Consider the following 22,832-nt stretch of genomic DNA (forward strand, 5'->3'; position numbering starts at 1 on the left):
GCGAGGGCCCCTCCGCCACGGGGCCTAGACGGCGACCAGCGCAGCGCGATGCTCGGCCACGGTGCCGTCCATCGCCTCGTCGACCTTGATCCGCCGCAGCAACAGGTGCAGATCGTGCTCCCAGGTGAAGCCGATACCGCCGTGCACCTGCAGCGCGGTCCCGGCAACCTCGGCCGCCGCGGCTTTGGCGTAGGCCGCGGCCGAGGACGCGGCGCGCGATCGCTGCGCCGCGGGTGCGGTGGTGTCGAGCGCCAGCGCGCCCGCCCACAGCGTCGACCGGCCAGCCTCCACAGCGAGCGCCATATTCGCGCAATGGTGTTTGACCGCCTGGAATGAACCGATCGGCACGCCGAACTGCTGGCGCTGACCGGCGTAGACAACGGTCATCTCCAACAGTCGTGAGGCCGCCCCGAGCGCATCCATACCGCGGTGAACCGCCAGTGCGTCCCGGACGAATCCGGCCGTGCCAGACGGTAGCGCTAGCCGCCCGGTTTCGCCCGGGTCGAAGGCCACACGCGCCCACGACCGGCTCAGATCCAGCGTCGACATCGGATCCAGCCGCGGGTTGGTCATGACGGACAGGTAGTCACCCTCGTCCGCCTCGCCGACGACCACGACTCCCGTCAGATCGGCCGCCATGGGGACCGGACTGCTCGGGCCGGTCACTGTCGCCGGCGCGCGGGTTAGGCCGAACAGCGCCTCGCCCTCGGCTGCCGCCTGCGCCTGCGGAGCACCGGACACCCCGAGTAGCCAGGCCGCGATCGCCAGATCGGCGATCGGCAGCGAGCTCGCCGCGTAGCCGTGGGCCTCGGCCAGGACCGCCACATCCACGTGACAGCCGTTCACCTCGGGCGTCAACAGCGCCAACAACCCGGCCCCGGCGGCGTGGGATATCGCTTTCGGGTCGATGGTGACCGGGGAGCTATCGAGCAGCGCGCGCGCCCGTGGGATCGGATCATTGCGTGTGAGCCAAGACCGTTCGGCTTCGGCGAGCTGCTGTTGCTCACTGGAGAGCCCAAAGTCCATGTCGGTCCTTCCCAGTAGGTTGACCTAGTAAACCATGTCGTTTATCTTCGGGGAACCGGACGTCGCACCGAACCGAGCAAGGACACAGACGATGACGAGCCTCCCCGAAGCGCTGGCACGGCTGTGGACTGCCGACGATGCCGCCGCGATGGTGCAGTGCGACGGGCGCTGGGCGTCCTGGGGACACGTCAGGTCACTGACCGAACGCATCGACCGCGAGCTCTCCGCGGCCGGCTGCGGTCCCGGCGGCCGGGTCGCGGTCGTGTTCGGCAACCGCGTCGAGTCGGTCGCGGCGCTGCTGGCGATACTGCGCGCCTCCCGCACACTGGTCACCCTCAGCCCGCTGCAGCCCCCCGGACGGCTCAGCGCCGATTTGGCCGCGACCGGCGCCGGTTATGTTCTGGCCCCCGAAAACCTCTGGTCCAACACTGAATTCAGCAAAGTGGTCACCGATCTGGGTGTGGCAGGGTGGTCTGTGGAGGGCGACGCGGTAACACCGCGCGCGCAGGCCAGCCGCCAGCCGGTGCCCGGCGATCCCGACGTCGCGATCGAGATGCTGACCAGCGGCACCACCGGGCCACCCAAGCGCGTCCCGCTCACTCGCTCCCAACTCGAGGCGTCCCTGGCTGCGGCGCTACAGCACAACGAGCGTCCCGAAGTCCGCGCCAAGGCACCACTGACGGGCGCTGTCGCCCTGGTGACCCTGCCCATCGTCCACATCGGCGGCCTGTGGGGGCTGCTGCAATCGCTGGTCTCGGCGCGCCGATTCGCGTTGCTGGAACGCTTCACCGTCGCGGGCTGGCACGCCGCGGTCAAAGAACACCGGCCCGCGCTGGTCGGATTGCCGCCACCGGCGATCCGAGCGGTCCTGGACGCGGACATACCCCGCGAGGATCTGGCCAGCGTCCGCGCGATCAATGCCGGCACCAGCCCCGTCGATCCGGCGCTGGTGGACGCTTTCTGGCAGCGATACGGCATCCCGATCCTGATCGTATACGGCGCCACCGAGTTCTCCGGCGCCGTCGCGGGATGGACGCTGAAGGATTTCCACGCCCGCTGGACCGACAAGAAGGGCAGTGTCGGGCGGGCGTTCCCCGGGGTACGTCTGCAGGTGATCGACGACGACGGCGCGGTGCTGGCGTCCGGGCGAACCGGCCGATTGCAGGTCGCCTCGCCACAGGTCAGCGGATCCGGTGATGGCTGGGTCACCACCAGCGATCTGGCGCACCTCGATGACGAAGGGTTCTTGTACATCGACGGCCGTGCCGACGACGTGGTCTTGCGGGGCGGGTTCAAGATCGCGCCGGCGACGGTGGTGCAGGCGCTGCGACGTCACGAGGCTGTGCACGACGCCGCGGTGGCCGGGCTGCCCGACCCTCGGCTGGGTCAAATCCCGCTCGCCGCCGTGGAACTGCGCGCCGGCGCCTCGGTGACCCCCGAGGAGTTGCGGGCGCACTGCCGGTCGATCCTGACGCCGTATGAAGTGCCTGCCCAGATCTTCGTCGTCGGCGAGTTGCCGCGCGGCGCCGCATTGAAGGTCGATCGGCGCAGGCTCACCGAGATGCTCGACGACCTGCGATCGTCGAGGCCGACCGCGGCCACCTGAACCCGGTCGTTAACGGTCCTGTTGAATCCAGCCCTACGGAGAAAACCTATGCCACACACAGTCATCATCCGGCGCGACAACGGTATTCGCGGCTCGGTCGGCTATGGGTGCCCACGACCGAGTCGGTGCGACGATCATGGAGATGTCGTGACGAGCACCGCAAGGGACGGGCTGACGGTGTTCGCCGAGAAGCGGCAATCGATCTGGAAGGCACCCTGACAAATGGGAAGAGTACGCGACAAAGTCGTTCTGATCACCGGCGCCGCGCGCGGCCAGGGACGCAGCCACGCAGTCAAACTCGCCGAAGAGGGTGCCGACATCATTCTTTTCGACATCTGCCACGACATCGACACCAACAAATATCCGTTGGCCACACCACACGACCTCACCGAGGCGGGCCTGGAAGTCGAGAAGACCGGCCGGCGGGCCGTCACCGCCGAGGTCGACGTCCGCGACCGCTCGGCACTGACCCGGGAACTGGCCAACGCCGTCGCCGAACTCGGCGGCACCCTCGACGTCGTCGTGGCCAACGCCGGAATCTGCCCGCTCGGCGCCGATGTTCCCATCAGTGGCTTCGCCGACGCGTTCGACGTCGACTTCGTCGGTGTGGTCAACACAATGCACGTGGCGCTGCCCTACCTGAAGTCCGGTGCGTCGATCATCACCACCGGCTCGATCGCCGGCCTCGTCGCCGCCAGCCAGCCCGCCGGCGGTGGCCCGCTCGGACCGGGCGGGGCCGGTTACAGCTTCGCCAAACAGCTCGTGGATTCCTACACGCGGCAGCTCGCCGCCCAGCTGGCGCCAATGTCGATTCGGGCCAACGTCATTCACCCGACCAACTGCAACACCGGAATGCTCAACAGCGACCCGATGTACAAGCAGTTCCGGCCCGATCTCGAGAACCCCACCCGCGACGACGCACTGCTGGCATTTCCGGCCATGCAAGCCATGCCCGTGCCCTACGTCGAGCCCGAGGACATCTCCCAGGTCGTGTGCTTCCTGGCCTCCGATGAATCGCGCTACATCACCGGCAGCCAGTTCAAGGTCGACGCCGGAGCAATGCTGAAGTTCTGAAAAGGAGAAACGATGACAACCGCAGAAGCAGCCGCCGTCGAGGGCCGCATCACCGACGAAGACATTGCACGGGCCAAGGCCCAGATCGGCATCCCGGTCAACCAGCGCGACGAAGCCTGGAACCGGCTGCCCAGTGCCGATGCCATCAGCCATTTCGCGTTCGGCTGCGGCGATGACAACCCACTGTTCACCGACCCCGGCTACGGGGCCACCACACGCTGGCACGCACAGATAGCCCCGCCGACGTTCCCGATCAGCACGGGCCTAGACCAGACACCCAGGTTCACCGATCCCGAACGCAAGAAACTGTTCCGCGGCCTGTTCCGCGGCACCGGCAAGTACTACGCCGGCGTGAAATGGACTTGGTATCAGCCGATTTACGCCGGCAGGCCGGTGCTGGCGGAGAATTACACACTCGATGTGCAGGTCAAGGAGAGCGAGTTCTCGGGTGGGCGTTCGGTCAAAGAGACCTTTCGGTACCTCTATGTCGATATCGACGGCAACCCGCTGGCCACCCGCGACGAGTCCTACATCAACGCCGAACGCCAGGGCTCGAAGAAGTCCGGCAAGTACTCGCACATCACCCGGCAGCACTGGACTGAGGAGGAATTCACCAAGGTTGAACAAGCCTATGATACCGAGGTGCGCCGCGGGGCCGAGCCGCAATGGTGGGAGGACGTGGCCGTCGGTGACGAGCTGCCGTCGGTGATGAAGGGACCGCTCACGGTGGTGGACATCATCAGCATGCACATGGGTTGGGGCTGGGGAGGTTACGGCGTCGGCCCCCTCAAGTACGCCCACCAGCTGCGCCAGCGGATGCCGGCGTTCTATCAGCCCGACGAGTACGGTGTGCCCGACGTCGTGCAGCGGCTGCACTGGGATGCCGCCCGAGCAGAGGCCCTCGGACTGCCCGCACCCTACGACTACGGGCAGATGCGGGCAGCCTGGGTGAGCCACTTGCTGACCAACTGGATCGGTGATGACGGCTGGCTGGCCGAAATGGACCTGCAGCTGCGCGGCTTCAACTACATGGGTGACACCCACCGGATGACGGGCACGGTCACCGCCAAGGGCGACGAGCCGGGTACCGCGGTGTCACTGGAGGTGAAGGGAATCAGTCAGCGCGACGAAGCCACCACCAAAGGGACGGCGAAGGTTCTGTTGCCGTCCAAACAGACCGGTGCGGTGGTATTGCCGGTGCCCGACGAGGATCTGCGTCGCCGCGGCGCGCAGGTGGTGTCGCGGATGGCGGGCAAGGTCGGTGAGGAGATGCGCCGACTGCACGGGGAGTGACGGCCGCGATGAGACCACCTTCGGCCGAACAGCAGCGATGAACGGCGTTACTACGCACACCGACGCCTCGGTCCTGCACATCGTGCTTGACCGGCCGGACAAGCGCAACGCGGTGAACACGTCGATGCTGCGGGAGCTGACCGGGGCGATCGCGACGGCGAGCACTGATGCGGTGCGCGTCGTCGCGCTCACCGGTGCCGGCCAGGCGTTCTGCGCCGGCGGCGACCTGAGCGGGGTCGACACCGAGGGCGCGGCGATCGCGGCCAACGAGTTGGTCCAGGCAATCACCCAGCTACCGAAACCGGTGGTGGCCGGGGTGCGCGGCGCCGCAGCAGGTTTCGGATGTTCTCTGGCACTGTCCTGCGACTTGGTGATAGCGGCGCGCTCGGCCTTCTTCCAACTCGCCTTCACCAAGGTCGGGCTGATGCCCGACGGCGGGGCGTCCGCGTTACTGCCCGCCGCGATCGGGCGGGCGCGCGCCGCCCGGATGGCCCTGCTGGCCGAAAAGATCCCGGCCACCGACGCGTTCGACTGGGGCATGATCAGTCACGTTGTCGACGACGAGGCATTCGACGACGAAGTGGAGTCGGTGCTGCAGGCCCTGGCGGCCGGACCGACAACGTCATACGGATGGACCAAACGTGCACTGACGAGCGCGACACTGCCCGACCTGACAGGCGCCCAGGTACTGGAAGCCCAAGGGCAGCAGGCATTGACGCAGACCGATGATTTTCAACGCGCCGTGCGGGCGTTTCGTCGCGGCCCGAGAGACCGGGCAAAGTAAACCTGATACGCCGGCGTAGCTGCCGTCAGGCGGCGTCGGCCCGACCAAGGACTACCGATGACAGATCTGGGCGCGCTGGACACCATCGAGTTCGACGTGGCCGACCACGTCGCCACCGTCACCCTCAACCGACCCGGTCAACTCAACAGCTTCAACGAACAGATGGCCACCGAGATGGCGGCGGTGTGGGCCACCGTGCGCGATGACGACGACATCCGCGTTGCCGTGCTGCGCGCCAACGGCGATCGCGCGTTCTGCACCGGCATCGACGTGTCCAAGGGCCCGTGGTGGTATCACAAGCCGATCTTCAACCAAGAGGACCCGGGCACGCTGCTCGGGCCCAAGGCATACAAGGTGTGGAAGCCGGTAATCGGCGCCCTGCACGGTATGGTTGCCGGCGGCGCAATGTATTTCGTCAACGAATGTGACTTCGCCATCTGCGCGCAGTCGACCGAGTTCTTCGATCCGCACGCCAACGCCGGTGTCGTCTCCGCGCTGGAACCCATGGGCATGCTCGCGCTCGGCCTACCCTACGGCGACGTGATGCGGTGGGCGCTGCTCGGCAGTGAGGAGCGGATCACCGCCCAGACCGCGCTGCGGATCGGTCTGGTGACCGAGATCGTTCCCGACGACCAACTGCTAAGCCGCGCTGCCGAATTGGCCGCCGAGATCGCCACGCGGCGACCCCAGACCATCCAGGGCACAGTACGGGCCATGTGGGAGGCACGGGACCTGCCGCCCAGCCTCGCGCAGCGCCACGGTCTGTACTACACCCACATCGGCAACGCCGGCGAGGGCCAGACCGACTCCCGGGCCAACAAGAAAACGTCGCGACGGCGATGAGGGAGGGTGCTCGGATCGGCGTGAGCCGGGCCCGGCTGACCGCGACGGTGATCGCATCATCGGACCGCGTCGGCGAAGGAGAAGGTGCGAACTCGATTGAGCCGCAGCCAGACCAGCGTGTCGGCGTGCACGCCGGCTGTCGCGCTCGACACAGCACCCTGCGCGATGACACCCCGGATCGCGGCGTAGCTCGTAAAACTGTCTGCGACCAGGCAAGCGGGGAAATCCCTGCCGATGCAAACGGTCCCGGCCACGTACGCGTGCAGTTCGCCCTCTCGCGCGGACCCATCGACCACCGCGGCCGGCAGCGCCACCAACGCCCCACTGTCGTCGTCGAAGCAGATCGCCCCGGTCGGCCGGCCCTCGAGGAACGCGTCGAGCTCGCGGGGCGACATAGGCGTCGGTCCGCGTCGAATCTCACGGCGTTGCACCGTCGCCGCCGAATTCGCGCGCCGCCGCAAGGTTACTGGCAACAACCTTTTCGACGGCGACTCGAATGATGCAGCGCTTCCCGCTGATCAGCCGGTCCCGGACCGTCGCCACGACCGCGTCGGGAACTCGCGCATCAGAAGACGCCGAGGTCATCAGGGCGTCGACTTCGTCGCGCGCCGGTAGATAGATCGCGGCACGCCCACGAACGGATACCCACGAGGCGGTGTGCTCCGGCCCCGACTGCACGAGGCAGGCGACTTCGGGCCGGGCGCGCATGTTCCTCACTTTGGCGCTTTTCGTATACGTGGCAAAAAGCAGCTCACCGCCCCGATACGCGACCGTGCGCATCGCATACCCGGTGGGTTCACCGGCGGCGTCTCGGCAAAACAGAAACGCGCGATGGTGGCTGCACAGGAAGTCGGTGACATCCGGTGATGCAGCCATGGGCGACAAGTCGGTCCCGGGGTTGGGCTGGGCGGTGTTGTCCGCGATCACGGGAACTCCCAATCCGATGTTGTCCAAAATAGCTATATGGTTGACTATATCCAACGCGTCCCGGTCGCGGCCGGGAACGTCGGGGCGCCGGCCGATGTAGATACCCAACCCCGGCGCGGCCATGGCGGCGGTGAGGAAACGATGACGTTGAAGTTCAACCTGCTGTTCCCCATGCGGGCGGTCAAGCGCTGGGACCGCTGGTCGGAAGGCGCAAGTATCGGTGAGATCGCCAAACTGGTCGAAGACGCGGGATTCCACGGGTTTTCCATGAGCGAGCATCCATACCCGGACAACGACTGGCTCGCCCACGGGGGCCACCACGCCTTCGACCCGTTCGTCTCCCTGAGCTTCGCCGCGGCGGCCACCCGAACACTGCGCGTCATCACCTTTGTGATGGTCGCTGGCTACCGCAATCCGTATCTGGCCGCCAAGGCCGCGGCCAGCCTGGACGTGCTCTCCGGCGGTCGATTCACCCTCGGCACGGCTGCGGGATACCTCAAGAGCGAATTCGACGCGCTCGGAGCGGAATTCCCCCGTCGTGGCCAGCTGATGGACGAGGCGATCGAGGCCTGGAAACGCACCTGGGCCGGCCAAGAGCACCTGGGAGGGGAGTTCGGCGTGGCCAATCATGTCGCTCTCCCGTTACCCCGCACACCGGGCGGACCCCCGGTCTGGATCGGAGGTAACGGCGGGGCTGCGCGCCGGCGTGTGGTCGAGGTCGCCGACGGCTGGATTCCGATGGCTGCCTCAGGGGAGTTCGCTGAGATCACCCGCGCCCGCGCGCTCGAACAGATCGATGTGCTGGCCGACTGGATCGCCGAGGTGAACGCACGGCGCGCCGAACGCGGCCGCGGGGCCGCCGATGTGGCGTTCATGCCGTTTGAGGCCGCTCTGCTCGCGCAGGGATGCGACGCGTTCTGCTCGGCAGTGCAGCCCAAACTGTCGGCCTACGCCGCCGCCGGGGTCACATGGATCACCCTCGAGCCGGCCAGCAGGACCCTGACCGACTTCCGCGCCGACATCCAGACACTGTCCTGCCTCCTCGGCGACTGACTCCGCCTACCACGAGGCCATGGCCGGCGGCCCCGAGGGTATGGACGAGATCTGGTCGCCAGTTCCCGCAGCCGCGGCCGACCGATCGGATGAACCCCACTGGGGCGGTTGACGACTGGTGCTCGCAGGCCATCCGGGTATCGGTGGGTCGTTGTGGGCACGGTGGCGGTGTCGGGGTCGCCACAGCCTAGGGGTCGATGTGATCTGGATCTCGACACCAGCGCACCATTGCTGATACTGTAACGGCTCATAGTCGCATCAATGCGACTAATATCAATGACTATCGCAGAGAGGGGATTGTCGTGACAACGGTCCAGCGACACGCCGAGCAATGTCCGACGCTGAACTTCGATTACACCGAGACCAAGCCGGCCGGGACATGGCTGGACACCTATGACGAGTTGCGGTCACGATTTCCGTGGTTCCGCAACGAGTTCGGGCCCGGATTCTGGACCATGGTCAACTACCAGGGAATCCTGCAGGTCATGCAGGACCCGGAGACCTTCTCCAACAGCGTCGTCGTTGCCTACGAACCGAATCCGCCGTACAAGTGGATCCCGGAAATGCTCGACGGCGATGAACACAAGCAATGGCGCCACCAACTCGCGCCGTTGTTCGCGCCGGGAGCAGTCGAACGCCTCGACGGCAAGATCCGCCAGCGCGCCGTCGAATTGATCGACGGGATCGCCGAGCGCGGCAGCTGCGACTTCATGGCCGAATTCGCCCAACGGTTCCCGACCACGATCTTCCTGGAAATGATGGGGTTGCCCGTCGACGAGCTCGACCAGTTCATGGCGTGGGAACACGACATCCTGCACGCCGGTGGCAGCGACGAAGAACGTCAGCAGAAGCAACTCGAAGCGATGATGGCGGTGATGGGTCGATTTTTTACTCTCATCGCCGAGCGCCGCGAGCAGCCGCGCGACGACATCGTCAGCAAGGCCCTGGACTACCAGATCGACGGCCAGCCGGTCACCGACGCCGACCTGCTGTCGTTCTGCCTGCTGATGTTCATGGCCGGGCTCGACACCGTATCGGTGACGCTAGGCTGGACGTTCTGGCACCTGGCCGGCCACGACAACGACCGCGCCAGGATCGTCGCGGATCCCGCCATGATCCCGACTGCGGTCGAAGAGTTCCTGCGTGCCTACGCCATCGTGATCCCGGCCCGCAAGGTCATGAAAGACGTTGAGATACAGGGATGTCCGATGAAAGCCGGTGACATGGTGTGCATCCCGCTGAATGCCGCCACCCGCGACGACGCTGCGTTCCCGAACGCCTCGATCGTCGACATCACCCGAAAGCCGAACAACCACATCGGATTCGGCGCCGGACCGCACCGCTGCCTGGGCTCGCATCTGGCCCGCCGCGAACTCAAGATCGCCCTGGAGGAGTGGCACAAACGGATCCCCGACTACCGGCTCGCCGCCGGGGCCGACCTGACCGAAACGGGCGGCCAGTTAGGGATCGAAACGCTGCCGCTGGTCTGGGGGCGCTGATGCAGCGCCCGCTCGACGGCGTCCGCGTCCTGGAAGTCGCTCAGTTCACTTTCGTCCCCTCCGCGGGTGCCGTCCTGGCCGACTGGGGTGCTGACGTCATCAAAGTCGAAAACCCCGTCACCGGCGACGCTCAGCGCGGACTGGTCAAGGTCCTCGGTCGCGCGGTGACCGCTCCCGGATCGTCGTTCGCACCCATCATGGAGGCGCCCAACCGCGGTAAGCGCAGCGTCGGCCTGGGACTGACCACCGCCGAGGCGCGGCCCATCCTCGAGGAGCTGATCCGCCGAAGCGATGTGTTCCTGACCAACTATCTGCCCGATGTCCGGGCCAAGCTGCGCATCGACGTCGAGGACGTCCGCAAGATCAATCCCGACATCATCTATGTCGTGGGCAGCGGATACGGCATGGATGGGCCCGATCGCAACACCGGTGCCTACGACGCCACGGCGTACTGGGCCCGCGGCGGCAGTGCCAACGGCGTGACACCCGCCGATGCTGACAGGGTCGCCTTCATGCCGTCGGGCGCCTACGGCGACAACATCGGCGGACTGTCCATTGCCGGCGGGGTTGCTGCCGCGCTGTACGGAAGGCGGGTCACCGGACAGCCATCGGTGCTCGATGTGTCGCTGCTGGCCGTCGGTGCCTGGGCGACTCAGTTCAGCGTGAACCTGGCCTTGCTCAGCGGTGGGCATCTGCCCAAGCTCGACACCAGAACCCAGGCCCCCGGAAACCCGTTGACGGGCAACTACCGCACCGGTGACGGGCGGTTCATTCAGCTGTCGATGCTGCAGCCGACGCGATACTGGCCCGAATTCTGCGACCTGATGGGCTGCGGCGAATACGCTACCGACCCGCGGTTCAGCTCGCTGGAATCACTGGCCGAAAACGCAGAGGCGGCCTGCGATATCGTCGCCCACGCGATCGGGTCGCGAACCTTCGACGAGTGTGTGCGGCGGCTCAAGCAGGGGACCGGTGCCTGGGCCGCCGTGCAGGATGGCTGGGATGTCGGCAACGACGAGGCGCTGATCGCCAATGGGCGCATCGTCGACATCGTCGACTCCGACGGGCAGCCGCAGAAACTGGTGGCCAATCCGGTCAAGTTCGACGGCGCGGCGCTGTCGTTGACCCGCGCACCGCAGTTCGCGGAGCACACTGATGACGTGCTCCGCGAACTCGGATTCGACGATGACGCGCTCATCGAGTTGAAGGTCGCCGGCGCGATCACATGACGGCTGTTGCCCAGGCCGATCGCAGTGACGACGGTTCCGTTCGGGCGCGGCTCACCCGCGCCGGCGACGTCGAAGTCGATGAGCACGGCGTCGACGGGCTGCGCATGGAAGCCGTCGCACAGCGGGCCGGGGTGTCCAGGGCCACCGCCTTTCGGCAGCTGGGCAGCGTCTCCGAGCTGCTGATCCAAGTGGCAATGCTGCGCGCCGAGCGTCACATCCAGGCCGTGGATCACCTGGTGCGCACCAAGAACGGAGCGTTCGCCAAGATCGAGGCGGCGTTGATCTACACCGCCCGCGAGCTGCCCACCGATCCGGCCATCGTCGCCCTGATCGCCCGCCACTCGGCATCGGTGCACCACCCACGCGTGCACGAGTCGGCAGTGCGGGTGATGGGCCCCGTGCTCGAGGCGGGCCAGCGGCGCGGCGAGATCCGCACCGATGTCGGGCTCGACGACCTGGTCGATTTCCTCGTCGAGCAGACTTACCTGGCCGCCGAGGAGGTCGACCGCTCCGAAGCCTCGGTGCGTAAACGCTTCCGGCAGTTCATCATTCCAGCGCTGGAGGCCAGGGGCGGGGTAGGCGGTGAATTCCTGTCCCATGCCCGCGAGGTCGAACAAACGGTATCAGCGGCAACCGAGGCGCTGGAGAATCTCAGTGAATGGCTACGCCGGCGTGGGCTCGGGTGAGCGGTGCCGGCCCCGGGGTTCCAGATCACCCAAAAGCGCGCGCTGTAGCACCAACAGCATCAGGTTCGCGGTGTCGTAGTCGCTGACGTTGCGCCGTCGCGTCATCGACAGCTCCGTCATCCGCCCCAGCACCGACAAGAACACGGCGGCAGCCACCGAACGGTCAATGCCGGGCGGCAGCTGCAGGCCCTCTAGCAGCGCGGTGACCGCAAGATGGAACCCGCCCATGCCGCGGACCACCGCGTCACCGGCGAGCTGCTGGGCCAAGGTCCCGTCGTACCAGGCGCGGATGACGCCGCTGTAGCTGCGGTGGAAATGGACGTAGCGGCCCAGCCAGGAATGCAGCGCGTCGACGTCGATGCCGGTGCGGGCCAGCTCGTAGAGCTCCGCCGACAGGTGCCCGCCTTGCAGAACCGCCCAGCCGGTGAGCTCCTCGAGGATCTTGACCTTGGTGCTGAAATGCCGATACAACGTCGCGCGGCTGATCGAGGCCGCCGCGGCGATATCCTCCATCGACACCGAGTAGTACCCGCGCTCGTTGAACAGCACCGAACTCGCCGAGAGCACGTCCTGACGGATCGGCGACACGTTGAACGGATCAGGTTCGTCGGGCGTCGTGGGCGCCGGTGCCGCAGGCTCATCGCGGACGGCAGCGGGGCCTGTCGGCGCAGCGCTTACTTCGGCAATGGCATTGGCGGGTGTCTCGGGGAAGAGCAGCAGCTGCATCGCGACGGTCAGCGAGTCCGTGGTGCGGGCGGCCGAGGACAGGCCGAACATCCCGCGAAACCTGTACAGGTTGACCATGTGCGCGATGCGCAGCAGAGCGGCGGCGGCATCGGCAGGCTCGATGCCGCCGATACCCGCGTCGCGCAGCTTGCCGGTGATCAGGTCGGCATATTGGCCCGACACCGCGGTCGCCTCGGTCTGGGGCAGGCCTTCGATCGCGCCGATGCCCGGAAACTCCAAGAACACCATCGCGTACTTGTCGTACAGCTGTGCCCACTCGGTCAGCCACTGGTGCAGGCTGCGCATACCGGCGGCATCGGGGCTCAGCCGGCCAAGGCAGGCGGCGTGCTCGAGCACCGCGGGTTCGCACTGGCGGGCCAGTTCCCGGAAGATGTCGTCCTTGCTTTCGAAGTACTGATAGATCGTGGCGCGCGACCCGCCGACGGCTTTGGCAATCGCATCGATCGAGGTGCCGTGATAGCCGTGTTCGACGAACAGCTGTCCCGCGCGGGCCACGATCTGTTCGCGGGTGTGGATGCCCCGGCGGCCGACCGCGGGGTTGGTCGGCGCGTATCCCGGGCGGCGCACCCTCTGCGGACTTTCCATCGCAGCCCCATCATCGCCGAAAGGAGGCGACGATGGGCCATTCAGCCACTGGCCGGCGGCGGCGCGGTGCGCTTGGCTTTGCCGGGGTAACCGAAAAACGACTCGAAGTTGGCATCGTTGATCGGGTCGGCCGCATTGCGCTTGGCCGCCACGCGCAAAGCAGCCAGCCGCGCCGTCGCCGTGGCCAACTCATCGCGGTCACCGAGGTGCTGCAGTTCAGCGACCCGGGCGGCGGTCGCGGAGATCTCTACCCGCAGCCGTTCGCCGGCCTCCCCGAACGTGAGCAGGTCGTGGTCGTCTTCGTCGATCTTTTCGCGGGCGCCACCGTCGGGCGACGACCTCTCCTGCATCCCGGACATGTTCTGCCTCTCAGCTCTTTGCGGGTGTGGTCTGCATCATATACGGTGTGAGATGAAACGTCAGAAAATAAGACGATGCGTCAGAACTCGGAGGCACCGATGCCGCTACAGGACAGTCACCAGATCGTGTCGGTCGACGACCACCTCGTCGAACATCCCCGTGTGTGGCAGGACCGGCTGCCGCGGAAATACCGCGAGGCTGGCCCGCGGATCATCGAGCAAAACGGCCAGCACCTGTGGTCCTACGACGGTCAGGTCTTCCCGACCATCGGGCTCAATGCCGTGGCCGGCAAGCCGCGGGAGGAGTGGGGCATCGATCCGGTTCGCTACGAGGACATGATCCCGGGCTGTTACGACCCCGTCGCGCGGATCGCCGACATGGATCTTGACGGCGTGCAGGCCGCGCTGTGCTTCCCGTCGTTCCCCGGCTTCGGCGGGGGCACATTCATCCGCGCCGAGGACAAGGAGTTGGCGTTGCTCTGCGTTCAGGCCTGGAACGACTTCTATATCGACGAATGGTGTGCGACGGCGCCCGAGCGCTACATCCCGCTGGCGATCCTGCCTGTATGGGATGCCGCTGCCTCGGTCGCCGAGGCGCAGCGGGTGGCCGCGAAGGGCGCACGCACGGTGTCCTTCCCCGACAGTCCGGTGCCGCTGGGCCTGCCGTCGTTTCACTCCGACCACTGGGACGACCTGTGGCGTGTGTGCTCCGATGCCAAGATGCCGGTCTCGCTGCACTTCGGTTCCGGCGCGTATGTGCCCGGCTTCTCGTTCTCCGCGATGAAGCCCGAACCGGGTCTAGCGGCGGCACTGCCCGACGCGCCGTTCGCGGTGGCGATCACCCTGTTCGCCACCAACCTGATGTGGACGACCGTCGACCTGCTGTTCTCCGGCAAGCTGCAGCAGTTCCCGGACTTGCAGTTCTCGCTGGCCGAAGGCGGCATCGGCTGGGTGCCCTACATCCTGGAGCGCACGGACTACGTGTGGGAGCGCCATCGCTACTACCAGCCGATCGACTTCGACGCCCGCCCATCGGACCTGTTCCGCAAGCACTTCTGGGGTTGTTTCATCGACGACGAGCACGGGTTGAAGAACCGGCACGCGATCGGCGTGGACCGCATCACCCTGGAGATCGACTTCCCGCATTCGGACTCCACCTGGCCGAACTCGCGCAAGCGGGCCGCCGAGGTGCTCGCCGAGGTTCCCGACGACGAATGTGCACTGATCGTCGAGGAGAATGCCCGCCGGATGCTCAACTTCCCCCGGGTGCCGGTCCGGGAGGCGGTCCTGTCGGCCTAGCCGGTGCTCGGCCGATGTCGGGCCGGCAGTGGCCGGGAACGTCGATGCACGCCGCGGCGCTTCCCCACCGGCGATGCTGCTGATAACGTCAACTAAGTTATCTATCTCGACCGTGATGGACCGAAGGCGGGAGGTCGTGTGGCCTTAGCCGAAACTCCAACGCCGCCAGCGCTCGTCGCCCCGGCGGGCACGTGGTTCTTCAACTGGGTGATGCCCATCGTCGGCGGTCTGATCATTGTCCTGGCAGTGGTTGACTCCGTCCGCCGGCGCCGGCTCACCTGGGGATTTCTGTTCCTGATCAACAGCATGCTGGTGTACTGGATGGAGACGATCGGCGACTGGGGTCAGGAACTGGTGTACAGCCCCACGTTCCGAACGCACCACCTGCTGGACTGGCTTCCGCTGAAAACCCCCCACGATCCGCTGTTCATGCCGTTCGCCTACGCGGTGTATTGGACCGTGCACGCGTTGGTGGTGCTGTGGCTGGGCCAGTTGCTGGCCAAAACGTTCGGCTGGAGCATGCTCAAAGCGATTCTCGTGCTTGCGATCCCGGTCAACTACGCGTGGGACTTCTTCGTGGAAGGCATCGCCGCGAAGATGGGATGGTGGACTTACGACCCCGGGATGGGGCCGGTGCTCCGATTCGCCAACGGAGGGCAGATCACGCTGCTGTGGACCATCGGCCTGATGTGCTTCTGGCCCAATCTGATCGCCTACTGGGCCGGCAAGCCACCAGTGCGCGGGCTCAATCACTTCGAGCGCTTCCTTCGCCTCGAGCGATTCACCCGGCTCCAACCCACACCGGCGCAGACCGGCACGTGCCCCGCGGCGCTGAGCTCCGCCCACGCCGCTACGGCGACGTTGGCGCCGGCTGCTCAGCGCCGCAGTAAGCAGCAGGAATACGACGACCTACTGGACTACGAGGTCACCATCCCGCGCTGGAAGTTCGAACTTGCCCGTTTCGCGTCCTGGTTCGTCGTGTTCCAGGTCAGCTTCTTCGTCATGCTCGTCGCACCGCTGGTGCTGATGCGGATCATCACCGGCAACGACAGCATCTATGTTCCCTGACCACCGTCCGATGCTGCGAAACGAGGAACCATGACCTTCCTGCCCCCGTCGTCGCGACGTGAATTGCGCACGGAGACGATCTGTCTCGTCGGCGGCTGCCTGCTCGGCATCGTCCTGCTGGGAATCGTCGTCTACTTCACCACGGTGTGACACCGCACCTTCACCACCCCGATCAACCGGAGGGCCACAGATCATGTCCGACCACAGAATCACCACGCGGAGTCACCGTGACTGACCCCGCGACCGTCGGCTCGCCGTATCGGCGGCCCCAATTGCGTTTGGCCCCAACTCCGACGGCCGAATCAACCCCGTTTTGGACCGGCGGGCGCGACGGCGAGTTGCGGATCTTCCGCTGCCACGGCTGCGGACACTTCTACCACCCGCCCGGACCGGTCTGTTGGCGCTGCCGAAGCTTCGACGTCGCCCCGGAGAAGGTCTCCGGCCGCGCCACGGTGGCCGCCTACACCATCAACCGTCAGCCCTGGATTCCCGGCTTCGAACCGCCCTACGTCGTCGCGATAGTCGAGCTGGCCGACGAGCCCGATGTCCGCTTGATCACTAACGTCGTGGACATCGCGGTCGAGGACGTCCACGTCGGCCTTGAGGTCGGGGTGTTCTTCGAAGACTGGCCGACGGGAACCGGCGATGACGAGAGCCGGGTGTGGATTCCGTTGTTCCGACCGGTGCGTCCAGCCGAGGTCGGTCACCGCGGCAACGACCACTGAGTTGAGCGCATGCAGATTCGTGACTGGATCGAATCGAACAAGACGGCATTAGTTCTGCACCCGTCCGGTATCCGGCTCAGCTTCGCGGAACTCGAGGCGCGAGCCAACCGGCTGGCTCATTACTTCCGCCAGGCGGGCCTGCGCGAGGGCGACACCATTGCGGTGCTCATGGAGAACAACGAGCACGTGCACGCGGTGATGTGGGCGGCGCGGCGCGCCGGTCTGTACTACGCACTGATCAACACCCATCTGACCGCGGCCGAAGCCGCCTACATCGTCACCGACAGCGGCGCAACCGCGGTCATCGGCTCGCGAGCGCTCCGGCAGGTGTGTGGCGAACTGGCCCAACACCTCCGCAACGGTCTGCCGGAGCTGAGGATCCTGGCCGACGACCAACTCGAGGGCTGGCTGCGCTATCCCGACTGTGTCGCCGACCAGCCCGACACTCCGATCGCCGATGAGCGGGAAGGCGACCTGCTGCAGTACTCCTCGGGAACCACCGGACGCCCCAAAGGAATCCGGCGCGAGCTGCCGCACCTGCCTCCGGTCGAGGCCCCCAACATCTTGACCCCATTGCTGAACGCGGTCGGCATCGATGACCAGTCGGTGTATTTGAGCCCGGCACCGCTGTATCACACCGCCCCGTCATTCTGGTCTATGTCGGTGCAGGCGCTGGGCGGCACCACTGTGGTGATGGAGAAATTCGACGCCGAACAGGCGTTGGACGCCATCCAGCGTCATCAGATCACGCACGGCCAGTTCGTTCCCACGATGTTCGTCCGGATGCTCAGACTCCCTGATTCCGTGCGCAATTCGTATGACGTCTCGAGCCTGCAGCGCGTGGTCCACGCCGCTGCGCCGTGCCCGGTCGCTATCAAGCATCAGATGATTCAATGGTGGGGGCCCATCGTCGATGAGTACTACGCCTCCTCGGAGGCTGTCGGCGCCTCGTTCATCCGGGCGCAAGACTGGTTGGCCCACCCCGGGGCGGTGGGCAAACCGCTGGTCGGCGCCCCCCACATCCTCGACGAGAACGGCAATGAACTTCCGCCCGGCCATACCGGTGAGATCTACTACGAGGGCGGGCATCCGTTCACCTATCTCAATGACGAGGCGAAGACCGTCGCAGCGCGCGACGCCCACGGATGGGTGACCGTCGGTGATGTCGGCTACGTCGATGATGACGGCTACCTCTACCTGACCGACCGGCGCCACCACATGATCATCTCGGGCGGTGTGAACATCTATCCGCAGGAAGCCGAGGACATGCTGATCACCCACCCGCGGGTGCTCGACGCCGCGGTGTTCGGCATCCCCGATGAGTCGATGGGTCAGTCGGTGAAAGCCGCCGTGCAAACCGTCGATGCCACCGACGCCACCGACGAGTTCGCACAAGAACTCCTGGCATGGCTTCGAGAACGCCTGGCGCACTTCAAGTGTCCGCGGTCGATCTCGTTTGAGGCGCAGTTGCCTCGTTCGGATACCGGAAAGCTTTACAAGCACGAGCTGGTCAAGAAGTACTCCTAATGGTCACCGACGCCACGCCGTCGACTGGGTTCGACTACGCACCGTTACGGGACAAGTGGTACCGCCAGGGCTGGTACTCGACGCGCACCTGCATCGACGCCTTGCGCGATGGCGCAGCCCGGCATGGCGAGAGCCCGGTGGTTTTTGTCACCGGGCAAACCGAGACCAGGTCCAGTGTCGCCGATATCCACGGCCAGGCACTGGCTGTGGCGGCGGGGCTGCAGCGGCTGGGCGTAGCGTGCGGCGACGCGGTGGCGGTCCAGCTGACCAATCGCCTGGAGTGCGCAATCGCCTACGAGGCGGTATTGCTCTGCGGGGCCGTGCTGGTCCCGATCATCCACATCTACGGTCCACACGAAGTCGGCTTCATCCTGGACGAAAGCGCCGCCAAGGTCCTGATCATGGCGGCGACGCTCCGGTCGACGTCGAATCTGGACCGACTCGAGGACTACGCACGCATCGCCACCCTGCAGCACACCGTGCTCGTCGGCGCCGAATCCGGCCAGGGCTATCTGGGCTGGTCGACACTGCCTGCGCGGTCGGCCGACTATGCCGAGCCGTCACCGTCGGCCGACGACGTCTGTCTGCTCCTCTACACCTCGGGAACAACGTCAGCACCCAAAGGGGTTCGGCACACCCATAACTCGCTGCTGGCCGAGCAGGCCACCGTGGCCGACCTCATCGCCGGCAAGCCCGGCGATGTTCAGTTGGTGTCATTCCCGCCGGGCCACATCGCCGGTGTCGGCTCACTGCTACGGCCGCTGATGTCGGGCTCCCACGTGGTCTTCGTCGACAGCTGGGAGCCGGCTCGGGCCGCCGACATCGTGGCCCGCTACCGGGTGACCTCGACCGCGGGAACGCCCTTTCACCTGGAGGGCCTACTGGATCTCGGCGACACCGCGGAGAAATTGGCCAGCCTGCGCGAGTTCCTGGTCGGCGCCGCGACGGTCACCGACGAGCAGGGACGACGCGCCGCCGCCGCCGGCATCACCACCTACCGCTGTTATGGGCTCACAGAGCATCCCACGGTCACCGGTGGGCATCCCGAGGATCCCGACACGGCACGGCTGGGCACCGACGGCACACCGATGCGCGGCTCCTCGGTGCGGATCCTGGGTCCCGACGGAACACTGGTGCCGTGTGGCCAGGACGGCGAAGTCGTGGTGCAGGGCCCCGACCAATTCATCGGCTACCACGATCCGGTGCTCAACGCGGCTGCATTCACCCCCGACGGCTGGTTTCGGACCGGCGATCTCGGTCACCTCGACGCCGAAGGTCGCCTGACAATCACCGATCGGATCAAGGACGTGATCATCCGGGCGGGGGAGACGATTTCGTCCGGCCAGGTCGAGGACGTCCTCAACGCCCACCCGTCAGTGCGGGAAGGCGCGGTGGTGGCGGCCCCCGACCCTCGTTACGGCGACGTGGTCGCTGCCGTCGTGGTGCTCGAACCCGGAGCACGCCTGGATCTCGACGAAGTGCGGCGCCACTTCGCCGCCTCGGGTCTGGCCAAGCAGAAGAGCCCCGAACGACTCGTGATCGTGGAATCACTGCCCTGCACCTCACTGGGCAAGGTCCGCAAGGCTGACCTGCGTGCGATTCACTTCGGCCGATGAGTCGCCGGGTGGCCTAGCCCTCGGGCAGCTGCTGTTCGATCGGAATGAATTCGGGCATGGTCAGGCTGCGCCGCAACCAGTTCGCGCCATCCAAGACCAGCGTGTGCCCTGTGAGGTATGCGGCGTATGGCGAGCACAAATACGTTGCCGCCCAACCGAGTTCATGCGGTTGGCCGACGCGCCCGCCGGGGATCCGGGCCGCATCCTGCTCAGGGGTCGAGCGCGCCCGCAGCACCTTCGGCAGGTCATCGTGGGGGAATTTGCCCGGCGCCAGGCAGTTCACCCGGATACCGTGTGGCGCCCATTCGACGGCCAGCGACTGGGTCAGGTTGGTGACTCCGGCCTTGGCCGCAGCCGAATGGGCGGTACCCGGCCCGCCGGTCCACGCGTAGGTGGCACCGATGTTGAGCACCGCGCCCGCAGCACCCCGAGCGATCGCCCGAGTGGCGAATTCCCTGCTGCACAAGAAACTTCCGGTCAACACGATATCGACGACGCTGCGCCATGCGCCCGGACTCATCCTGGCCGCGGGCACGGGAAAGTTGCCCGCGGCGTTGTTGATCACCACATCGACGGGTGCCAGATCGCGCTCGACCGTGTCGAACATCGCCGCGACCGCGTCGGCGTCGCGCACGTCCAGCGCAACACCGAGCGCTGTGCCGCCGACCTGCTCGACGGCCCGGCACCCCACCTGACGATGGTCCGGTTTGCGGCTGGCCACCACGACAGCCGCACCCAGGCGGGCGAATTCGACGGCCATCGCACGGCCCAGTCCGGTGCCGCCGCCGGTGACGACAACGACCTGACCGGCGTAGGTGTTCGGCGGCAGCATCGCGGTGCCCAGCGGGGGAGGAGCCGGCAGTGCCATGTCAGTGGCCCTCCTGTCGCGCACCCGTCGCGCGTTGCTTGATCCGTCGATAGTCCGACGAGCCGAACAGCGCCGTCTGCGCCAGCAACTCCTGGCCGATGCCGGTGCGGATGGCACCTGCCGTGGACTGATTCACCAACATCTTGCCCATCGACATCGCCAACGCCGGTCGGGTGGCCAGCAGCCGGCACAACTGCATGGCGCGGGCCCTCAGCACGTCGACGGGCACCAGTTCCTCGGCCAGGCCCCAGGCATAGGCGGTGGCTGCGTCGATCCGTGCACCGCTGAGGACGAGGTACTTGGCGCGGGCGGGACCGACCAGCGCCGGCAGAATCTGGGTGCCGCCGGTATCGGGTACCAGTCCGAGCTCCACTTCGGGCAACCCGAAGACCGCGTTGTCGGCGATGATGCGGATGTCGGCGGCCAGCGCCATTTCGAAACCGCCGCCAAGCGCAGCGCCTTGGACCGCGGCCACAATAGGTTTGGTGGCGTCGAGCATGTCCAGGCGCAGCCGTTGATGAGCCCGCACGAAGGTGAAATCGTCCTCGCCGCCCGCGCGGTGGCCCAGTTCGGCGGTGTCACGGCCCGAGCAGAACGACGGGCCCTCGCCGCGCAGCAGCAGGCAGCCCACCGCGGGGTCGTCGAGATAGCGGCGCACGGTGGTACTCAGCGCGTCGAACAGCGCGTCGGTGACGGCATTGTGGCGGTGCGGACGGTTCAGCGACACCACGCCGACACCGTCGACGATCTCGGCTGCCAGTTCGGTGCTGCTCATAAGCCCTCGGTAGATGTCTTCTGCACCTCGGTGCCCCGAGCGATCAATGTCGGTCCGCCGTGGCTGATGCCTACGAATCGGCAGCCGATGTCGGGCCCACCCGCGCGGGCATACTCCTCGTACCAGATCAGTTGGCGCACCAATGGTTGAACCCGCCCGCCATACTCGCACGGCCAGGCGATACCGCCGAAGCCGTCGCCGAACTGCGTGCGCTGCCACGCCATATCCCACGCTCGCGCGTCCCGGAAGTCCTGGGGGCGTTTGGTGTTGAGGACATCGCCATGCAGCCACTGACGCACCTCGCGCCGAAACGGCCGGTCGTCATCGGTGAATGACACATCCATCGCTTCTCCTTGGCTCCGGCGCAGCATGAGTTTATATAGATAAACTCGCTCAATTATAGATTGCGCACCGGCTCGGGGCTGGCCAGTCCAAGGCCCACGATCAGCACCGACGCGGTGCGACGGCCGGCAGGTTTGCGTAAAAATATCTAACTATCTACCGTATTTGTGTCCGCGACCCCACGGGCTCTACGCGAAGCGAGGCTTTATGACCGACATCGTCTCGATAAGCCGCTATGCGCTGCCCGGGGCAGCGGGCAGTCGCCAGGTGAACGGGCCCGATGAGGATGCGCTGACCATGGCCGTCGCAGCTGGGCGCGCGGCCGATCCGGTCGACGTTTGATCAGGTGAGTGACGAGTTGCGGCCCCGCGGGCCGGTACGGCAGATCTCCTCGCCCTGCTTCACGTTGACCGGGATGACTTTCACCGACGCCCCCAAGCGTGGTGCCTGCGCGCGAGCGGCCCTGGCACCGGCGTGGATCACCGACGGCCACGTCCACCCTGCGCTGTTGCAGGTGGTCCTGGACTCCGGCCTGGGGATGCTGGCCATGACTGCCTTGGCTCCGCAGGAGGTGAGCATCAGCGGCGCCTTGCAGACCTGGTTCGCCGCCGGGGTCCTCAGCAGGGGGACCGAGCTGCTCTCCTACGGCCACGTATTGAGCCACCAAGGGGAGGTGCTGGTGGCCTACGGCGACGTTGTCGACGACCGGGGCACGGTGCTGGCCCACGGGATCGCGCGGTATCACACGCTGGTCCGTGAGCCTTCGGATTTCGCCGCGCTAGTCGACGGCAGTGTCTACGGCACTGCGATCGAAGAGGTCCTGTCGCTGGTCGTCGAGGAAGAGTCTGCGGATCGGGTCGTCACCAGCTGGGCTGCGGACCCGCGCGTGGCCAACCGCCAC

At 66.4% G+C, this 22,832-nt stretch carries 24 protein-coding genes; 15 read left to right on the forward strand and 9 right to left on the reverse strand.

Going from position 1 to position 22,832, the window contains the following annotated elements:
• Window positions 1–24 precede the first annotated feature (24 nt).
• Window positions 25–1,026 carry an acyl-CoA dehydrogenase family protein gene (locus AAHS21_RS21220; RefSeq protein ID WP_342929542.1) on the reverse strand — a complete coding sequence of 334 codons (1,002 nt, stop codon included), beginning with the start codon at window positions 1,024–1,026 and terminating at the stop codon, window positions 25–27.
• Window positions 1,027–1,117: 91 nt separating this feature from the next.
• Here AAHS21_RS21220 and AAHS21_RS21225 point away from each other — a divergent pair, with 91 nt between their 5' ends.
• The 5 genes from AAHS21_RS21225 to AAHS21_RS21245 all read left to right on the forward strand — a co-directional run bounded on the left by AAHS21_RS21225 (window position 1,118) and on the right by AAHS21_RS21245 (window position 6,626).
• Window positions 1,118–2,632, forward strand: a complete 1,515-nt coding sequence (locus AAHS21_RS21225) for a long-chain fatty acid--CoA ligase (protein WP_342929543.1) — start codon at window positions 1,118–1,120, stop codon at window positions 2,630–2,632.
• A gap of 222 nt (window positions 2,633–2,854) precedes the next feature.
• Window positions 2,855–3,706, forward strand: coding sequence for a mycofactocin-coupled SDR family oxidoreductase (locus AAHS21_RS21230; protein WP_342929544.1), 852 nt, complete (start codon window positions 2,855–2,857; stop codon window positions 3,704–3,706).
• Between the two features lie 12 nt (window positions 3,707–3,718).
• The gene (locus tag AAHS21_RS21235) at window positions 3,719–4,999 is read left to right on the forward strand and encodes a MaoC family dehydratase N-terminal domain-containing protein (RefSeq protein ID WP_342929545.1); all 1,281 of its coding nucleotides are present in this window, start codon (window positions 3,719–3,721) and stop codon (window positions 4,997–4,999) included.
• Window positions 5,000–5,036: 37 nt separating this feature from the next.
• Window positions 5,037–5,783, forward strand: coding sequence for an enoyl-CoA hydratase-related protein (locus tag AAHS21_RS21240; protein WP_342929546.1), 747 nt, complete (start codon window positions 5,037–5,039; stop codon window positions 5,781–5,783).
• Between the two features lie 57 nt (window positions 5,784–5,840).
• Window positions 5,841–6,626 (forward strand): enoyl-CoA hydratase/isomerase family protein, encoded by a 786-nt coding sequence (locus AAHS21_RS21245; RefSeq protein ID WP_342929547.1) that lies wholly within the window; start codon window positions 5,841–5,843, stop codon window positions 6,624–6,626.
• 56 nt (window positions 6,627–6,682) lie between these two features.
• Here AAHS21_RS21245 and AAHS21_RS21250 read toward each other — a convergent pair whose 3' ends face one another.
• The gene (locus tag AAHS21_RS21250; protein WP_342929548.1) at window positions 6,683–7,021 is read right to left on the reverse strand and encodes a hypothetical protein; all 339 of its coding nucleotides are present in this window, start codon (window positions 7,019–7,021) and stop codon (window positions 6,683–6,685) included.
• 22 nt (window positions 7,022–7,043) lie between these two features.
• The gene (locus AAHS21_RS21255) at window positions 7,044–7,811 is read right to left on the reverse strand and encodes a pyridoxamine 5'-phosphate oxidase family protein (protein WP_342929549.1); all 768 of its coding nucleotides are present in this window, start codon (window positions 7,809–7,811) and stop codon (window positions 7,044–7,046) included.
• Here AAHS21_RS21255 and AAHS21_RS21260 point away from each other — a divergent pair.
• From AAHS21_RS21260 to AAHS21_RS21275, 4 genes are all read left to right on the forward strand, one after another.
• Window positions 7,695–8,606: a TIGR03619 family F420-dependent LLM class oxidoreductase gene (locus AAHS21_RS21260; protein WP_342929550.1), complete on the forward strand. Its 912-nt coding sequence runs from the start codon at window positions 7,695–7,697 to the stop codon at window positions 8,604–8,606. The two genes, AAHS21_RS21255 and AAHS21_RS21260, sit on opposite strands and share 117 nt — an antisense overlap.
• A gap of 302 nt (window positions 8,607–8,908) precedes the next feature.
• Window positions 8,909–10,105, forward strand: coding sequence for a cytochrome P450 (locus tag AAHS21_RS21265; protein ID WP_342929551.1), 1,197 nt, complete (start codon window positions 8,909–8,911; stop codon window positions 10,103–10,105).
• A complete protein-coding gene (locus AAHS21_RS21270) occupies window positions 10,105–11,334 on the forward strand; it encodes a CoA transferase (protein ID WP_342929552.1) in 1,230 nt (409 codons plus the stop codon). The genes AAHS21_RS21265 and AAHS21_RS21270 overlap by 1 nt, the downstream gene beginning before the upstream one ends.
• A complete protein-coding gene (locus AAHS21_RS21275; protein ID WP_342929553.1) occupies window positions 11,331–12,020 on the forward strand; it encodes a TetR/AcrR family transcriptional regulator in 690 nt (229 codons plus the stop codon). Before AAHS21_RS21270 ends, AAHS21_RS21275 begins: the two co-directional genes overlap by 4 nt.
• Here the strand turns inward: AAHS21_RS21275 and AAHS21_RS21280 are convergent.
• Both AAHS21_RS21280 and AAHS21_RS21285 read right to left on the reverse strand, forming a co-directional pair.
• Window positions 11,997–13,352, reverse strand: a complete 1,356-nt coding sequence (locus tag AAHS21_RS21280; protein WP_342929554.1) for a TetR/AcrR family transcriptional regulator — start codon at window positions 13,350–13,352, stop codon at window positions 11,997–11,999. The genes AAHS21_RS21275 and AAHS21_RS21280 overlap by 24 nt on opposite strands.
• Before the next feature lie 41 nt (window positions 13,353–13,393).
• Complete coding sequence (locus AAHS21_RS21285) at window positions 13,394–13,702, reverse strand: acyl-CoA synthetase (RefSeq protein ID WP_342929555.1); 309 nt, start codon at window positions 13,700–13,702, stop codon at window positions 13,394–13,396.
• A 108-nt stretch (window positions 13,703–13,810) separates the two neighbouring features.
• Between AAHS21_RS21285 and AAHS21_RS21290 the strand changes: the two genes are divergently transcribed.
• The 5 genes from AAHS21_RS21290 (at window position 13,811) to AAHS21_RS21310 (ending at window position 19,946) form a co-directional block, all read left to right on the forward strand.
• Window positions 13,811–15,010, forward strand: coding sequence for an amidohydrolase family protein (locus tag AAHS21_RS21290; RefSeq protein ID WP_342929657.1), 1,200 nt, complete (start codon window positions 13,811–13,813; stop codon window positions 15,008–15,010).
• Between the two features lie 138 nt (window positions 15,011–15,148).
• The gene (locus tag AAHS21_RS21295; protein ID WP_342929556.1) at window positions 15,149–16,078 is read left to right on the forward strand and encodes a hypothetical protein; all 930 of its coding nucleotides are present in this window, start codon (window positions 15,149–15,151) and stop codon (window positions 16,076–16,078) included.
• A gap of 227 nt (window positions 16,079–16,305) precedes the next feature.
• Window positions 16,306–16,803, forward strand: coding sequence for an OB-fold domain-containing protein (locus AAHS21_RS21300; protein ID WP_342929557.1), 498 nt, complete (start codon window positions 16,306–16,308; stop codon window positions 16,801–16,803).
• Between the two features lie 9 nt (window positions 16,804–16,812).
• The gene (gene fadD4, locus AAHS21_RS21305; RefSeq protein ID WP_342929558.1) at window positions 16,813–18,330 is read left to right on the forward strand and encodes a fatty-acid--CoA ligase FadD4; all 1,518 of its coding nucleotides are present in this window, start codon (window positions 16,813–16,815) and stop codon (window positions 18,328–18,330) included.
• Window positions 18,330–19,946, forward strand: a complete 1,617-nt coding sequence (locus tag AAHS21_RS21310; RefSeq protein ID WP_342929559.1) for an AMP-binding protein — start codon at window positions 18,330–18,332, stop codon at window positions 19,944–19,946. The genes fadD4 and AAHS21_RS21310 overlap by 1 nt, the downstream gene beginning before the upstream one ends.
• Window positions 19,947–19,959: 13 nt before the next feature.
• Here the strand turns inward: AAHS21_RS21310 and AAHS21_RS21315 are convergent, their stop codons facing one another.
• Genes AAHS21_RS21315 through AAHS21_RS21325 form a run of 3 tightly spaced genes read right to left on the reverse strand, consistent with a single transcriptional unit; the run spans window position 19,960 to window position 21,933 of the window.
• Window positions 19,960–20,814 (reverse strand): SDR family oxidoreductase, encoded by an 855-nt coding sequence (locus AAHS21_RS21315; RefSeq protein WP_342929560.1) that lies wholly within the window; start codon window positions 20,812–20,814, stop codon window positions 19,960–19,962.
• 1 nt (window position 20,815) lies between these two features.
• Entirely contained in the window at window positions 20,816–21,589 is a 774-nt protein-coding gene (locus tag AAHS21_RS21320; RefSeq protein WP_342929561.1) for an enoyl-CoA hydratase/isomerase family protein, read from the reverse strand.
• Window positions 21,586–21,933, reverse strand: a complete 348-nt coding sequence (locus AAHS21_RS21325; RefSeq protein WP_342929562.1) for an acyl-CoA dehydrogenase family protein — start codon at window positions 21,931–21,933, stop codon at window positions 21,586–21,588. Before AAHS21_RS21325 ends, AAHS21_RS21320 begins: the two co-directional genes overlap by 4 nt.
• A 205-nt stretch (window positions 21,934–22,138) precedes the next feature.
• On the opposite strand from AAHS21_RS21325, the gene AAHS21_RS21330 reads away from it, so the two are divergent.
• Complete coding sequence (locus AAHS21_RS21330) at window positions 22,139–22,273, forward strand: hypothetical protein (protein ID WP_342929662.1); 135 nt, start codon at window positions 22,139–22,141, stop codon at window positions 22,271–22,273.
• Here the strand turns inward: AAHS21_RS21330 and AAHS21_RS21335 are convergent, their stop codons facing one another.
• Window positions 22,274–22,510, reverse strand: coding sequence for a hypothetical protein (locus AAHS21_RS21335; protein WP_342929563.1), 237 nt, complete (start codon window positions 22,508–22,510; stop codon window positions 22,274–22,276).
• Between the last annotated feature and the right edge of the window lie 322 nt (window positions 22,511–22,832).

This window comes from Mycobacterium sp. 050272, from assembly GCF_039023525.1.
Taxonomy (GTDB): domain Bacteria; phylum Actinomycetota; class Actinomycetes; order Mycobacteriales; family Mycobacteriaceae; genus Mycobacterium.